Below are 14,061 nucleotides of genomic sequence, written 5' to 3' on the forward strand. Positions count from 1 at the left end.
TGAAGTTTGGTAAAATGTGATATTTACACGTTATGTTTAAACAAGAATATTCTTTTTTAGTTCTGGCGATAAAACAATCAAAGTCTCTCCTTCTAAAAGGAAATTATATAGTTTTCTATAAACTTTTTTATTATAAAAGTTGGAAATACCATTCCCGTGTATATGAAATTTAATTGGTATTTTCATTAACTTAGCGACAAATAAAAACATAAAGTCTTTTATAAAGGCACCGCCAGTTGGGGAGATCGATGCATAAATTTGATCTGGTCTAACTTTAAAAGAATATAGCCATACTGAACCTAAAAGTTTAATAAACTTTAGCAGTTTACTAATAGATAGTGAGTTCACGTCAGATGCGTCATTGGCAAGCCCAATATTTATTGCTTTAGTATGCGGGTATTCCTCTTTTAAAACATCAAGTGAAAGTCTATTCATTCTTGAGGCGCCATGAACGGGAGGGGGCAGTTGTAACAGAGCAAGTATTTTCATTTATATCTCTCAAATTTCAAGTGTCTTTGACAAAGACCTATTAACGACCAAAATATTCCTGCATAAAGAGGTGTCTCTAAAAAGACATTAAACGAAAGCGATATTGTCGCTACACACAAAGTTATAATTAATAACTTTGATTTTAAGTCCCCTAAAACGCTTAGAGATTTCATCAGTGAAAGAAGAAAATATAAAAAACAGAAAAAGAAAATCCCCCCCATTCTAACAAACAAATATACAAAAGAATTGTGCGGCCCTAAAGTATAGGGTCGATCAAGTGCATTAGGCTCCGACGCGACAATAAATGCACTACTAGATTCAAGCGGATTAAACAAAGGTGTTGCAAGTTTAATTCCAGTAAGGGTTTCATAAAAAGACATTTCTCCTACAAGTTTAGCCCAAAACATTAAGCGCCATAAAAGGTTGGAATCACCTCCGCTAAAAAACGAAAAGCCTACATTGTAAAACTGCTGAAACTCTTCAAAAACTAGATGCAAGGAAACAAAGAAAACAATAAATATAGTTAAAATACCAAAAGTAAAGAAGTTACTAGCTATAACCTTGTAGGGTAAGTCTCCGCTAACCCTAAATATCAAAACCAAGAAAAATATCAAAATAAGAGTTGATGAACCATGATGATTTCCTAACATCAGATTTACCATCTCTAACATAAAAATAAAAATTAGAAGAATATTAATGTTTTTTTTATATGTACTGTTTGAATCTGACGTTAACAAAACCCCCAAAGCAGGAGCTAACTTACCTCCAAATAAACAGCCTATCACCAATAACCAGCTCATGTTTTTTAAGCCATGAAACGAATAACGGTAAAGATAGTAATAGCCAACAAAATAGCAAAATATGCTGTACAAGAACGGAGTAGTCCTCAGTTTCTGGTAAATTGTTCCTTCCGAATTTTCAATATACCCAATGGAAAAACTAAAAATACCCCAAACAGCAAAACCAATAATTGGCAAATGAGCTTTTTCAATTCTTTGCTTTATTACTAGTAAATGCGTAAATACCAATACTCCAATCAAGGCTAGTACTTCATTAAAGAGAGCAACTCTCTCCAATCCTATTAGCAAATGAACAATAAACAAAAAAACAAAAATTTTATTGTCATTTACTGTTAACCAAATCTAAAAAAGGCCCTGTTTTTTGCTTAACCATCGATAGTATGTCTGAGTCAGAAAGTGATAAAAAGTCCTTATTTGAGTAGCCATTAAATTCAAAAGTTCTAGAGTCTGGATAGTTTCTACCAAGAGATTCGTAAAGACCACAAACTTTACTTTTTACCCCGTAGTCTAAACCTGAAACCTTGCACCCACAAATTAACGCTAACACAACACCATGAAACCTAGAGGCAATAACATATTCAGATTGCAATAGCTCTTCGACCACAGAAGAAACAGTATCCTCTTGCTGTGCAGATTCCACTACACTAGCCAAATTACTATTATTCGACTCTAATGTTTTAATAATTACACTATTGCATAAGACTGAGTCGGGTGTTGAATCTAATTGATGAGTCGTAAAATAACTAATCGAATCCACACATGGAGTATCAACCAGAAATGCTCTGACATACTTACCGAATTCTGTCACAACATTGCTATCTTGAGCTGCACTTGATTTTAAGTATTGGAATGGGATACTTCTAATATTTATACTCAACCTCCCATCAGGTCGGAATTTTCCTTCATGGAGTTTATCAGCGATGAAATAAACTAAGAAAGCAGGATCAATAACCTCTTTATAGTCAAAATCCAATAACGAGCTTTTGTTTCGTATTAACTTTGCATTTGAATTTTTTATTAAGCTTTTTGATAAAAGACAGCATATTTTTCGAGATAAAGGGCCGACACCTGACCCTAAAATATAAAACTTGCTACTTTCTATTTTCGCAACTTTTTCAGAAAGTAACCACCAATCAACAAGTATAGGATCATCCATTATCGGACCACCACCCAACACATAGGTAGTATTCGTTCTTAGAGAATAAATTGACTCATAATCAACAACATTAAATTTTGAAAGAAAAGATTTAAATTCACTGTTCGAACTGTATGTTTTGACAAAGTCATCTAGTTCTATGAGAGTTTTTCTCGTTACATTTACATCCAAAGAAATTATATTTAAAGTATCAAAATCATTTTCATGTGATTTAAAAATTGAATAAATTACACCCAGTAAAATAAACTTATCGCCAACAGTTTCCGTGCCGTACCAACCGAATATCATTAAATCCCTAGTGTCACAAACTTTTGAATTCATCTTTGCAACGAACTTTAAACCACGGCTAAGAGATTTAAAATAAAACTCCATAGATTTTAAAGCGATTCTTATTTGTGGAGCTTTACGAACGAGCTTTTTTATAATATTCACTTATTAACAGACCTTTTATAATTAAAAGAGAGGTTATTGTATTTAACAACAACAATGAATTAACACTCAATGACAGCGCCGTAACTGTAATAATATGTATTGGTAAGATAACTAAGACTAGAGCAGAAACTATTTTAAAATCACCTCTCATTTGATTAGCTTTAATACATGCCTCTCTAATTAACATCGAAAGCAACCAGCCTACTGCCAATGCCAAGAATACTGGCTCAAAAGTTAAACGTTCACCTACCGGCAAATATCCAATTAGACATGTAAAGAAAAAAATAAATCCTAAAACAATTATTGAGATAAATGGAAGGTTGCGTTTTATTAGCAAAAAAGAAGTTATACTTTTTCTATGATTTCTGTTTTGTATTTGAAATATTTGCAAAGAAAAACCAGAAAATAAGTTTAAAGAAAACATTATGAACTTAGTCACAAGTAGGTATTCTAAAAACGTCGAATCCGATTTAATAGACTCTAGCGTTTTATCAAAAACTACATAAGACGCACTTAAGAAAGCTTGTAAAACCATTAGCCAATCTGATCTATACACTTTATATATCAATTTAGTTTGGCATCGTGTTTTAATCTTTATTAAACTATACTTTAAGAAACATACTAGTGTAATTAATATTAAACAAACTAGGTAAAATGACAAAGACTCCAAGTAAAATGACAGTGCAATACTTACATTCCTTACGAATTCAAAAAGATAAAAACTATTGAAGTTTTTTGAATAAAGAGCTTTGTTACTAACCACTTTATATCCTGATTTGGCAAGCAATAGAAACCCAAATAATACTGTATTTTCAAAGCCTACTAGAACTCCAAAGACCATTATTAATATAGTGGCTAAAGTGATAATACAACCTAATTCAATTAATCCGTTTGGAGAATAAAAATAATTGAGTCTCAAGTTAAAGTTCAAGCTTCGAAGTGAAAAAGGTTTGAGTATTATTTCAACAATCGCGTCAACCAACATAATGGTAAATATAAATGTTGCAAGAGAGTCTGAAACAAAGATGTAATCTCTACCTAGAGCAACAAATATGGATAGTAAATAAAATATTTTATACATGAAGTCTATAAAATGATTCTAATAATTTTAATGGCGATTTATGGCTCAAATGATCGTGGAAGCAGGAGCTGCAGTTATTCTCTCTAACTATTGCACGACTTAGTTTTGCCTGCTCTTTTAATTTTACTTCGTCATCATGCAATAAATTACCAAACTTTTTTCCTGAAACGGAACAAACATAGATATCTCCATTGCTATCTAACATTGCGCCATCTCTCATCTCTTTACACTTTATTGTCCGTTTGGACGTATGCCCTTCAAGAAAGTCGACCATCATATGATAATACATCGTCCTAGCATTCAGGTTAAGTAAAACGTTGTCTTTTAAAAATCGTGAAACTTCTAATGACTCCCTAGAACCAGGAATCAACCCGACATTGTCGATCAATTCTTCGTTAAAGATACGATCAACTTTTACTGCCATCCTAAATATTATCGGAATGTTTTGATTGAGAGCAAATTTTTGTAATTTTAAAAGATTTTCATAATTAGAATTCAATCGTGTCACAGTGCAAGCAATCGACAATATAATATTTTGACTATGTGGACTCAAAGCTATGATAGTGTTGTTGACGTTATCCCATGCTCTTTTGACCTTACGCATTAAATTATGAGTTGAGCCATACCCGTCGATAGAAATACAAATACTTAACTTCACGTTAGGGTTATTCGCGAAAAACCTCTCTAAAAGCTTCAAAATCCTACTGGTGTTGAAACCATTAGTAGTAATACCTATGTGCTTTAAGTGAGTAAAGCGACCTAAAGCATATTCAATAATTTCCGGTAAATCAGCCCTAAGGAACGGTTCACCACCTGTAATTCCTAATGTTCGGATTTGATCTAAGTATTCACTATCTAATGCTTGAAATAACTCAGTTCCATAAAGATCATTGCTTGGGTGCTTCCAAATATCGCACATTACACAACGTGAATTACATTTATTACTTAACGATAGATTTATAAAAGTAGGCTTACTAACATCTATACCAATATCATGATGAATGATATTATCAAAATATTTCAAATACTTATTCATTCAATAAACACCTATATAACGTTTTATGTAATTTGATAAATTTATTTAAACTAAACGTTGTTATTAAAGATTCTTGTTCTTTTTTTGAAATAGAAGGCGCAGTTTTTATTTTTAGCGCCAGCTCTTTAAAGTTATTAACATCAATAATAATATTATTAGATAAAATTGAATTGACATCTTCTGCACCTGAGACATTTGAAGTTAGTGTAGGAATTCCTCTACACAACGACTCTAACATAACGGTTGAAATTCCTTCCCAGAGACTTGTAATTAAAACAACATCAGAATTCTGATATATCTCTTCTATATTTGAACAAAAACCCTTAACTTCAAATATTTGAGGGTGTTTACCTGCAATCTCTTCTAAATTAACTCTAGATTCACCATCCCCGTAAAAGTTGAATTTAATATCCTTAAATGAAGCTAAGTAGCCACTTTCAACTAATTGGTTAGCCCAATCAACTTGGTTTTTTTGCGTTGTAAATCTACCGACAATAGAAATATTCATTCTATTATTTTGACTGATAGTTCTCACATTATTTATAAAGGACAGGTCAATTGCATTAGTGATAAACGTTCTTTTTTTAGGCGGGTGCTGCTCATATATTTTTTTTGATATACAGATGTTTTGATCAAAAAATTGAGACAGAAAACTTTGAATTGGGAGCCTAACACCAAACTTATGATCTAAGCTGAATTTTTCATTGTGTGCAGTTCTAACAATTTTTTTAACCCTATTCTTCAATAGTAACGCGAATATATCTGGCAATTCGCAATGAGAATGAATAATGTCAATCTCATTTACCTCTACTATTTTTTTTAAGTTAATAAAATTGTTGTTAAGTGCTTTGAACCCCCTGCAAGATTCGTAACTACTTTCAACAATAGTTACACCTGATAATACTAAGTTTCGAAAAGCATTCTTTTGCTCTATGTTTTTATTTTTTCTAATAGCATAAATAACGATGCGCTCAGCACTTATACTTTTGGATAGCAATGCTACTAGCTTTTCCGCTCCAGCGGGAGATAGCTGATTTATTATGAACAAGATTTTCATTTTGCGCCCAACATCTTTCTAATATCGCCTTTAAATTCATTGTCAAGTTCACAGGCCAATTTGTAATCAAACCCCCCTGTCTTAGTTTTATCTGCTGCTCGATTTACCCTACTATAAAAATTATTAGATAATATTTCAGCATTGAGTTCAGTTTTACCTGCAAACCAATAAAAGGCTAACTTTCTATTTTTGTTCGGTATTGACGACACAAACTGTTGATGCGACGCATTTTCATTTTTTAATGTTGACTTTGTTGGAATAGATGTGTGAATTAACCTATTATCAAATATAATAGCGTCGCCAGGTTCAGTTTTTACTTCTTTAAAATATTTAAACGGTAAGAACTTGGTAACTTTTATAAAAGATTTAATAAAAACGCTTGAGCAAGGTAAACGAGCTAATAATCGAACAACTTTGTGGCTATTTTCTAAAACAGCGATACCGCCACCAAACCCATCATTATCATAATCCTGTAAATAGATTCCTATATTAACCCAGGCTGGTATAGATTCACTCATATAAGAAAGGTTCAATTCTAGTTCTTTTATTCCATCAATGTGTGCACCAGAGCTAGCCTTTTGAAGCGTAGCCTGTGTAAACGAGTTTATTTGTAATTGGTGAGACGAAAAACGATAAAAGTCTCCCAAAATTTCCTGCAGATGGCTATCTACTCTTTTATTCACAAAAACGTTTAAAACATGTGGAAGTTTATTCAACTTTGGAGGCTGCATTAATCTAGTTCCAGGCTCTTGAGCCCCCACTACTTCCCTAATTTCATCTATTTCAGAACTGGATAAAACGCCTTTGACTATTTTAAAACCGTCTTTAGAAAAATTGTTTTTTAGTTTATTCATTTTATATCCCAGAAAACGCTAGTATGTGTTTATCCGTAATACTCATAGTCTGAAACTCTTTGTGACTTACTAATAAAACCTTTATGTCTGCCTGTGCGTCTGCCTCGCCCATGTCTAATAATAAAGTACGATCCAAGTATTTCCCTATCTTTTTTATGTTTGGCTCAACGGCTATCAGCCTACAAGCAATTTGTTTTTCGAGTGACTGCATAATTTTTAATGCTGGACTCTCCCTCAAATCATCTATATTTGGTTTAAAAGCCAGTCCATAACATGCAACTGTTACTTGCTGAACCGATTTTTCAGGGTTTGACAACAAGAAATTTGCAATAGCTAGTTTAACTTTACTAATTACCCATTCAGGCTTCATATCATTAACTTTACGAGCCGTATGGATCAACTGAGCTTCCTCAGGAGTTTCACTAACAATAAACCAAGGATCAACAGCAATACAATGCCCACCTACACCTGGGCCAGGCTGTAGGATATTTATACGTGGATGACGATTCGCAAGTGATATCAATTCCCATACGTCGATGTTTAACTTGTCGCAAATAATGGACAACTCATTGGCAAAGGCAATTTGTACATCTCTGCATGAGTTCTCTGTCAGCTTAGCCATTTCAGCGGTTCTTGCATTAGTGGCAACACACTCACCCTCTACAAAGGTTTTGTACAACTCTATAGAACGCTCTGAGCACTTAGGTGTCATTCCACCAATAACACGATCATTCTCTACCAATTCACGAACAACATGCCCAGGCAATACTCGTTCTGGACAATGAGCAACATTTACGTCTGGGTTTATATTATCGTCTTGAGGGAATGATAACTCTGGTCTTGCTTCTTTTAACCAAGCAGCCATTTTTTCCGTTGCGCCTACCGGAGAAGTCGACTCTAAAATTACCAAATTGCCCTTTTTAAGAACAGGCGCAATAGATTTAGCTGCAGACTCAATATAACAAAGGTCTGGCTCTGGGATTTCACTGTTATTTGCTTTAAAAGGTGTAGGGACAGCGATTAAAAACGCATCCGCAGGCTCTGGTGTTAATGTTGCCTTTAAATACCCTTCCGTAACGGCAGCATGAACAATCATGTCTAATTCAGGTTCAACAATATGAATCTCACCACGGTTAATGGTATCTACCGCGTGTGAATTAACATCAACGCCTACCACTTTTTTCTTACGTGATGCAAACATGGCTGCGGTTGGCAAACCGATATAACCTAAACCGATAACTGATACCGTTTCAAAAGACACTGGCATTTCCTTTATAAATCTATTTATTAACTTTGTGATGAAATTATTTAGCTAATATGTCACAAATTCTTTGACAAGCTTGGCCGTCACCATAAGGGTTGTGGGCAAAACTCATTTCTTGATAATATTGAGGCTCTTTAAGTAACTTAGTCACTTGATCTACGATTTTTTCTACGTCTGTACCCACTAGCTTAACTGTACCAGCATCAACCGCTTCTGGTCGCTCTGTAGTATCTCGCATAACGAGTACAGGCTTACCTAAGCTTGGCGCCTCTTCTTGAATACCACCTGAATCGGTCAGGATTATGCTTGAGCGATTCATCAAATACACAAACGGTAAGTATTGTTGCGGCTCTATTAGGAAAACATTTTCTAACTTTGCAAGTAGACGGTTTACAGGTTCCTGTACATTTGGATTTAAATGAACCGGATAACAAAATAATACGCCAGGGTTTTGAGTGGCTAGCTTATTGATGGCTTCGCAAATACGCTCAAAGCCTCCACCAAAGCTTTCACGTCTATGCCCAGTAATTAATACCAACTTTTTATCATTGTTTAAAAATGAAAAACGGCTATTCATATCAGATTTTAACTGTTCATCATTTTCAACTTTATTTTTAACCATTAACAAAGCATCAATGACGGTATTGCCCGTTACAAAAACATTTGATTCTGTTGTATTTTCTGAAAGTAGATTTTGCCTGGATGTTTCTGTTGGAGCAAAGTGATATTTTGTAATCGCGCCAGTTAGCTTTCTATTCGCTTCTTCAGGCCAAGGAGAGTAAATGTTTCCAGTGCGCAAGCCAGCCTCAACGTGCCCCACTGGTATTTGCTCATAATAAGACGCTAAACTCGATGCAAACGTAGTAGCCGTATCTCCATGCACCAATACAACATCAGGCTTAAACTCTTGAAGCACCGGAGTTAATTCTAGTAAGATTCTACTTGTTACTTCCGGTAACGTTTGACCCGCTTTCATTAAATTCAAGTCGTAATCAGGCACAATATCAAACAACGCTAATACCTGGTCTAACATTTCTCTATGTTGTGCAGTAACACAAACCTTCGCTTCTATTCGAGTATCCGACTCTAATGCTTTTACTAAGGGCGCCATTTTTATCGCTTCAGGTCGAGTGCCAAAAACCGTTAGTACTTTTTTCATTTTATACTTCTTTTGGATTTCTAAATGCAGAGATTAAAACTAAAACCGTTCCTAGAATACCGCCAAGAATAAAACTAATTATTACGATAATCGATCTCTTTGGTTTGGACTTTTCCGTAGGTTCTGAGACTTTTGCCGGTATTAGTGTTTTGAGCAAATATTCATCGTTTATTTCAGTCATCATGATTTTTTGCGTGTGCGACTCAATCATGTTGTAAAACACTTCACGCATTTGAGAGTTTGCCGTTGACTCAATCTTACGTTCAATAAAATTAATACTATCCAGCGCTTGTTTTTTATCTTGCGCTCTAAAGTATTCATTAATATCGTTTTTTAGTTTATTTGCCATTTCATATGCAACATATGGAGAAAAGTGATTTACTGATATATTAAAAATACCAAGTTCATCATCAAAACTAATAGAAAAAAGTCTTTTTTTATCGCTTTGTAAGTTTCAAAACTCGTTGGTTCCAACGACTTTAAGTTAGAAGAGAACAATCCTGAGACCTGCTTCCATTGATTTTTACCTTTATCAAACTTATCAATATCAAACTTCAATTGATTAGTAGATGCATCCCAACCGTTAGCAGCCATGAAGGTGGTTTTTAAACCATGTTTTTCAACAAACCCTTCAATATAAGGCCAACTATTCATCAACTCTATTGCGTGCTCAATGTTATTACCTGAACCTCCACCTAGGTTTATACCCGCCATCGATGCCAGTCCACCATACTTAGAGGCAAGCGAAGACAAGCCTCCTTCACTTTCCTGTTGAGCAGGTACTAGCTTTAATGTCGAAGTATAGATATTTGGGAGCGACAATGCATAAAACACGCTAACAACTACAAAGATTAGAGCAATACCCATAATTTTAAACTTACCTTTCCAAATAACTGAAAAAAGTTGCCTTAAGTCTATTTCATCTTCGTCGCTGTTTTGGTTTACGCCATGGAACATTTGTCTGGTTACGTTAATTTGCGCTTCTTGATTCGCTTCTAAAAGCGCTATTTTTTTTTCTAATGCGTTAACTTTATTTTCTTCAGTCATATTAAAAACTCGCCAACGCAGCTAAACCTACTGTTAGCTGATAAAATATTGATGTTGATTTTTCCCATAAGGTTAAACGGTCTGTGTAGCTGGCATCAATTGGAACCACAATAGTATCGCCTGGCGCAATTAACGTATCCTCACCACCTAACCATGAACTGTCTGGAATATCCACTAAGCCGTTTGCACGTATAACGTAAACACGATCAGAGTCTGCCTGAGCTCGCAGCCCACCACTTGACTTTAAGTAATCCTCTAATAGCCAACCTTCATTATAAATATGTGATGTAGCCACTTGCACTTCACCAACAACGCTTACTTCACCTCGTAAGGTTGGGACTAAAAGTTGGTCGCCATCTTCAACTTGAACATCGTAGTTCTCGTCACTTAAGATTCTATCTAAGTCAATAATTAAACGCCCTACCCCTTCTACTACCGTCAGCTTGCTAACAAGATCTTGTACTTCTGTAACAGCTACACTACCAAATGAATTTGAAATAGATTTGAAGGCCAATTCTTTACTTAGATTCTGTGCTAAATCTCGAGCTTGCTTTTGCTCTAGTTCTCTTAAGGACTCTCGGGCGAAAAATGCACCTTCTGGAGCTGCAAATTTTGTTAAACCGCCGGCTCTCGCTATTACTGCTGCTAAACCTTCGCCGTCTTTTATTGTATAGGTGCCAGGATAAACCACTTCACCGCCAAGGGTAATACGTGACTCTTTTTGCCAATTTGACTGCTGGAATACATTAACCACGTCTTTTGGTTGAATAGCTACATTTTGACTTTCACTACCCGATAACGCTTTTTGTAAAGAAAAACGGATATGTTCTCTCTCTGAGCCTGACGCGCGTTGGTTGATTCGAGACACCTCACCGATCTCCAAATTTGCAGACTCTTGCAAGCCCCCCGCAGCAGAGACAAGCTCTAGTATGCTAGCCTCATTAGATATTGGATATATTCCGGGGAAGTGAACTTTGCCGGTAATTTCCGCTGTAGCCACTAAACTGCCCGGCGTTACGTTAGCTTCTAACATTTTTATTAGAGGTAAAATCAATTCCTGGCGAGTAAGTTTTTGAGTTTTAACTAAGGCAACTTGTTGGGTTTGAATATCACCGGTTTCTTAATGCATATAGATAGTTATAACCGTCAATATTCGTTTCTATAGTGGTATTTTCAGAATGAAAATCACTGTCGTCATAACGATTAAAGAAAAGCACTAGATCTTTAGAGTTAAGCGCGATGTCCGAACCGGCCAATACCTTTTTAGGTGCAAAGTGACGTATTTGAATGGAGCCGTCAGCTATTTCCGACACGATTAATGCGTAATTCATGTCTGTAGACAAACTTAAGTCATCAGAACTTGAAATTAAATCAGTTAATGTCATGCCATCAAAGTAAGCATATCCACTTGGTCTTGATACTGCGCCCGCAACATGAACCACTTGGCTAAACTGTTGTGATATTGGTAAAATACGCACCACATCACCAGCTTTTATCTTTAGTTGAGTTGCTTCAGTTTTGTTTGTTAAGTCTACCTTTTTAACCAAACGCTGATAGTTATTGTCTAGCGTAGTAATTAATATATTTTTAGGATAAGCCAAAGACGTTAAACCACCTGCTAGCTTTATAATTTCATCAAGCGTTTCACCTGCTTTTACCTCATAAATGGCTGGGCGACGCACTTCACCGTACACCTTTACTTGTGACTCAATAGAACTAATGAAAACCACATCACCGTTTTGCAAGCGACGATCTGCTGATGCGTCACCTTGCGTAAACATTTTATAAAGGTCAAGCTGCGTAATGGTTTTATTGGCTCTGTTTAGCTTAATATTTCTTAATGAGCCAACATTAGTAGGTCCACCACTTATGAAGATGGCATTGGTCATGGTTGATAAGCTTGATAATTGGTAAGCACCTGGCTTTTTAACATCACCAACCACATACACTTGAATAGAGCGTAAACCTGAAATAGATACGGACGTTTTGATACCAATCATGCTAACACTTGCTACATCGGCAATTCTTGTTTTTACCTCTTGATAGGTCAAACCAGCCACTGATATAGGTGCTAAATCCGCAAAGCTGATTTTGCCTTCGTTATCTACCGTTACACTTTCTGAAGATGATGCTTTACCAAACATAACAATATTAAAGCTATCACCAGGTCCTACAATATAATTCGCTGGTACAGACAAGCTATCACTAGGCATAAAGGCCGTTTGCATGCCCTCAAATATGTCATAACCAAATGGTTGCAATTTATTAACGTTATCTTGTTTTGCTTCGGTTTCTTTTTTTTCTGCTTCGGCAGACTTTTCAGAACGAGCATTGTTAAGATATTGAAGCTCAGGAGCTTCTTTTTTAGTTCCTGTACCTGAAGGGGAAGTACTTAGCTCGCTAATATCGATTCCAAACTGCTTAGCTAGGGCTTCTTGCTGGGACTTTGGGAGTTTTTTAAATTGTTCGATTTGCGCTTGAGATGGCGTCGTAGAAACTTGTGCCTTAGCAGGTGTGATGCTGCTAAATACCACTATGGCTAAAAAACAAGCTAGTCCTTTGGAAAGGGCCCCATTCATAATTAAATCCTTAAAAACTGAAGTAACGCAGGCAGGGATTTAATTGCGGCATCCCTAACCAAAATCGAGGCGGAATAATACATTATTAGGCTAAAAGTTGCACCCATGTATATGTATTAATTTTTTGCATTACTCCCCTTTTGGGGTATAAAACAAACAAACCTGCTGAATTAAGGTATTTATCTCTGCTTTTGGTAAGCAGTTTATCCCAGCGGCGCCTTCTCTGCCACCACCAGTTGGATATTTTGCACACAATTCTCCAGCGGCTTTTTTGTTATTTAATGGGGCTCGTAAACTCACTAAATAATGTTCATTATCGATTATTGTGAAAACGAGGTGAGCACGGTTTGGAAATTGGTTCGCTAAATGGTTACCGTAGGTTCCGCTGATGCGTCTACTCCAGGCTTCATCAGGCATAATACAAGCCATAAGCTGGTCAGATTCAAAAACAACATTTGCTTGTTCAGCCAATGAAAAGTCTGAGTCAAACGCCTCTTTTAACTTATAAAATGCAGAACTTGTATCTGCAATACAGTCAAAAGGACATGGGTATTTTAATAAAGACTTAAACAATTCAGCTGGATGGTATGCCAAATCGTCGGTATGGGCGCCATAACCGTTGTAATTGATTAATGTACCAAGCTCACGAAGTTGCTGAGCTTCTTCACTATTTATGCCCGCTTGATTTGCTAAATTATCGGCGGTTGATATTAGATTATCGCCATAAGCTGCGGTAATAGCCCAGTTGTGATATTGCTTGTTGAGTATAGTATCAACGATGAGTCCGGTGCAGGTATCTGCTGATAAATCGATATGGGCTGATAGGTTGTTGGACGTTGGTATAATTCCAGCGCGATGGTGATCAGCGTATAAAACGCTAGCTTTTGTTTCTAACACTTTATTCAATGCGTCTATGTTTTTTTCCATAGAAACATCCAGCACGGTGATTTCACTTTTGTCGTTCAATAAATCTAACGGGATCTGCTTTACCAAAGAGATGTCGCGTTTTATGCCCGTTACTAATTGTGTTTCTTTAGGCTCATGGAACCTTAACTGCAAAAGACTAATGATGCCGTCTGCATCACCATTAAACACGTCAAAATTCAT

At 35.9% G+C, this 14,061-nt stretch carries 14 protein-coding genes; all 14 read right to left on the reverse strand.

The window, feature by feature from the left end; genetic code table 11:
* Nucleotides 1-36: 36 nt before the first annotated feature.
* Nucleotides 37-489, reverse strand: coding sequence for a hypothetical protein (locus GNP35_RS01830; RefSeq protein ID WP_155693987.1), 453 nt, complete (start codon nucleotides 487-489; stop codon nucleotides 37-39).
* Entirely contained in the window at nucleotides 486-1,565 is a 1,080-nt protein-coding gene (locus GNP35_RS01835; RefSeq protein ID WP_155693989.1) for a hypothetical protein, read from the reverse strand. Before GNP35_RS01835 ends, GNP35_RS01830 begins: the two co-directional genes overlap by 4 nt.
* A 46-nt stretch (nucleotides 1,566-1,611) precedes the next feature.
* A complete protein-coding gene (locus tag GNP35_RS01840; RefSeq protein WP_155693991.1) occupies nucleotides 1,612-2,877 on the reverse strand; it encodes a polysaccharide pyruvyl transferase family protein in 1,266 nt (421 codons plus the stop codon).
* On the reverse strand, nucleotides 2,849-3,958 hold the full coding sequence (locus GNP35_RS01845; protein WP_155693993.1) for a hypothetical protein: 1,110 nt from the start codon (nucleotides 3,956-3,958) through the stop codon (nucleotides 2,849-2,851). The genes GNP35_RS01840 and GNP35_RS01845 overlap by 29 nt, the downstream gene beginning before the upstream one ends.
* Nucleotides 3,951-4,994 carry a radical SAM protein gene (locus GNP35_RS01850; RefSeq protein ID WP_155693995.1) on the reverse strand — a complete coding sequence of 348 codons (1,044 nt, stop codon included), beginning with the start codon at nucleotides 4,992-4,994 and terminating at the stop codon, nucleotides 3,951-3,953. The genes GNP35_RS01845 and GNP35_RS01850 overlap by 8 nt, the downstream gene beginning before the upstream one ends.
* Nucleotides 4,987-6,051, reverse strand: a complete 1,065-nt coding sequence (locus tag GNP35_RS01855) for a glycosyltransferase (RefSeq protein WP_155693997.1) — start codon at nucleotides 6,049-6,051, stop codon at nucleotides 4,987-4,989. The genes GNP35_RS01850 and GNP35_RS01855 overlap by 8 nt, the downstream gene beginning before the upstream one ends.
* Complete coding sequence (locus tag GNP35_RS01860) at nucleotides 6,048-6,905, reverse strand: phytanoyl-CoA dioxygenase family protein (protein WP_155693999.1); 858 nt, start codon at nucleotides 6,903-6,905, stop codon at nucleotides 6,048-6,050. Before GNP35_RS01860 ends, GNP35_RS01855 begins: the two co-directional genes overlap by 4 nt.
* A 1-nt stretch (nucleotide 6,906) precedes the next feature.
* On the reverse strand, nucleotides 6,907-8,166 hold the full coding sequence (gene wecC / locus GNP35_RS01865; protein ID WP_330997665.1) for a UDP-N-acetyl-D-mannosamine dehydrogenase: 1,260 nt from the start codon (nucleotides 8,164-8,166) through the stop codon (nucleotides 6,907-6,909).
* Nucleotides 8,167-8,209: 43 nt separating this feature from the next.
* A complete protein-coding gene (gene wecB / locus GNP35_RS01870; RefSeq protein WP_155694003.1) occupies nucleotides 8,210-9,328 on the reverse strand; it encodes a non-hydrolyzing UDP-N-acetylglucosamine 2-epimerase in 1,119 nt (372 codons plus the stop codon).
* A gap of 1 nt (nucleotide 9,329) precedes the next feature.
* Complete coding sequence (locus GNP35_RS01875; protein ID WP_155694005.1) at nucleotides 9,330-9,677, reverse strand: hypothetical protein; 348 nt, start codon at nucleotides 9,675-9,677, stop codon at nucleotides 9,330-9,332.
* Nucleotides 9,678-9,706: 29 nt separating this feature from the next.
* The gene (locus GNP35_RS01880; RefSeq protein ID WP_155694007.1) at nucleotides 9,707-10,375 is read right to left on the reverse strand and encodes a Wzz/FepE/Etk N-terminal domain-containing protein; all 669 of its coding nucleotides are present in this window, start codon (nucleotides 10,373-10,375) and stop codon (nucleotides 9,707-9,709) included.
* 1 nt (nucleotide 10,376) lies between these two features.
* Complete coding sequence (locus GNP35_RS01885) at nucleotides 10,377-11,429, reverse strand: SLBB domain-containing protein (protein ID WP_155694009.1); 1,053 nt, start codon at nucleotides 11,427-11,429, stop codon at nucleotides 10,377-10,379.
* Between the two features lie 55 nt (nucleotides 11,430-11,484).
* Nucleotides 11,485-12,954: an SLBB domain-containing protein gene (locus GNP35_RS01890; protein ID WP_155694011.1), complete on the reverse strand. Its 1,470-nt coding sequence runs from the start codon at nucleotides 12,952-12,954 to the stop codon at nucleotides 11,485-11,487.
* Nucleotides 12,955-13,083: 129 nt separating this feature from the next.
* Entirely contained in the window at nucleotides 13,084-14,061 is a 978-nt protein-coding gene (locus GNP35_RS01895) for a DHH family phosphoesterase (protein WP_155694013.1), read from the reverse strand.

Origin of the sequence: Psychrosphaera haliotis (assembly GCF_009728465.1) — a bacterium.
Taxonomy (GTDB): domain Bacteria; phylum Pseudomonadota; class Gammaproteobacteria; order Enterobacterales; family Alteromonadaceae; genus Psychrosphaera; species Psychrosphaera haliotis.

Excerpts from the sequence above, each read along its gene's own strand:
- GNP35_RS01830 (WP_155693987.1), bottom strand. The coding sequence starts at position 489 with ATGAAAATACTTGCTCTGTTACAACTGCCCCCTCCCGTTCATGGCGCC.
- GNP35_RS01845 (WP_155693993.1), bottom strand. The coding sequence starts at position 3,958 with ATGTATAAAATATTTTATTTACTATCCATATTTGTTGCTCTAGGTAGA.
- GNP35_RS01850 (WP_155693995.1), bottom strand. The coding sequence starts at position 4,994 with ATGAATAAGTATTTGAAATATTTTGATAATATCATTCATCATGATATT.
- GNP35_RS01855 (WP_155693997.1), bottom strand. The coding sequence starts at position 6,051 with ATGAAAATCTTGTTCATAATAAATCAGCTATCTCCCGCTGGAGCGGAA.
- GNP35_RS01860 (WP_155693999.1), bottom strand. The coding sequence starts at position 6,905 with ATGAATAAACTAAAAAACAATTTTTCTAAAGACGGTTTTAAAATAGTC.
- wecB (WP_155694003.1), bottom strand. The coding sequence starts at position 9,328 with ATGAAAAAAGTACTAACGGTTTTTGGCACTCGACCTGAAGCGATAAAA.
- GNP35_RS01875 (WP_155694005.1), bottom strand. The coding sequence starts at position 9,677 with ATGGCAAATAAACTAAAAAACGATATTAATGAATACTTTAGAGCGCAA.
- GNP35_RS01880 (WP_155694007.1), bottom strand. The coding sequence starts at position 10,375 with ATGACTGAAGAAAATAAAGTTAACGCATTAGAAAAAAAAATAGCGCTT.
- GNP35_RS01890 (WP_155694011.1), bottom strand. The coding sequence starts at position 12,954 with ATGAATGGGGCCCTTTCCAAAGGACTAGCTTGTTTTTTAGCCATAGTG.
- GNP35_RS01895 (WP_155694013.1), bottom strand. The coding sequence starts at position 14,061 with ATGAATTTTGACGTGTTTAATGGTGATGCAGACGGCATCATTAGTCTT.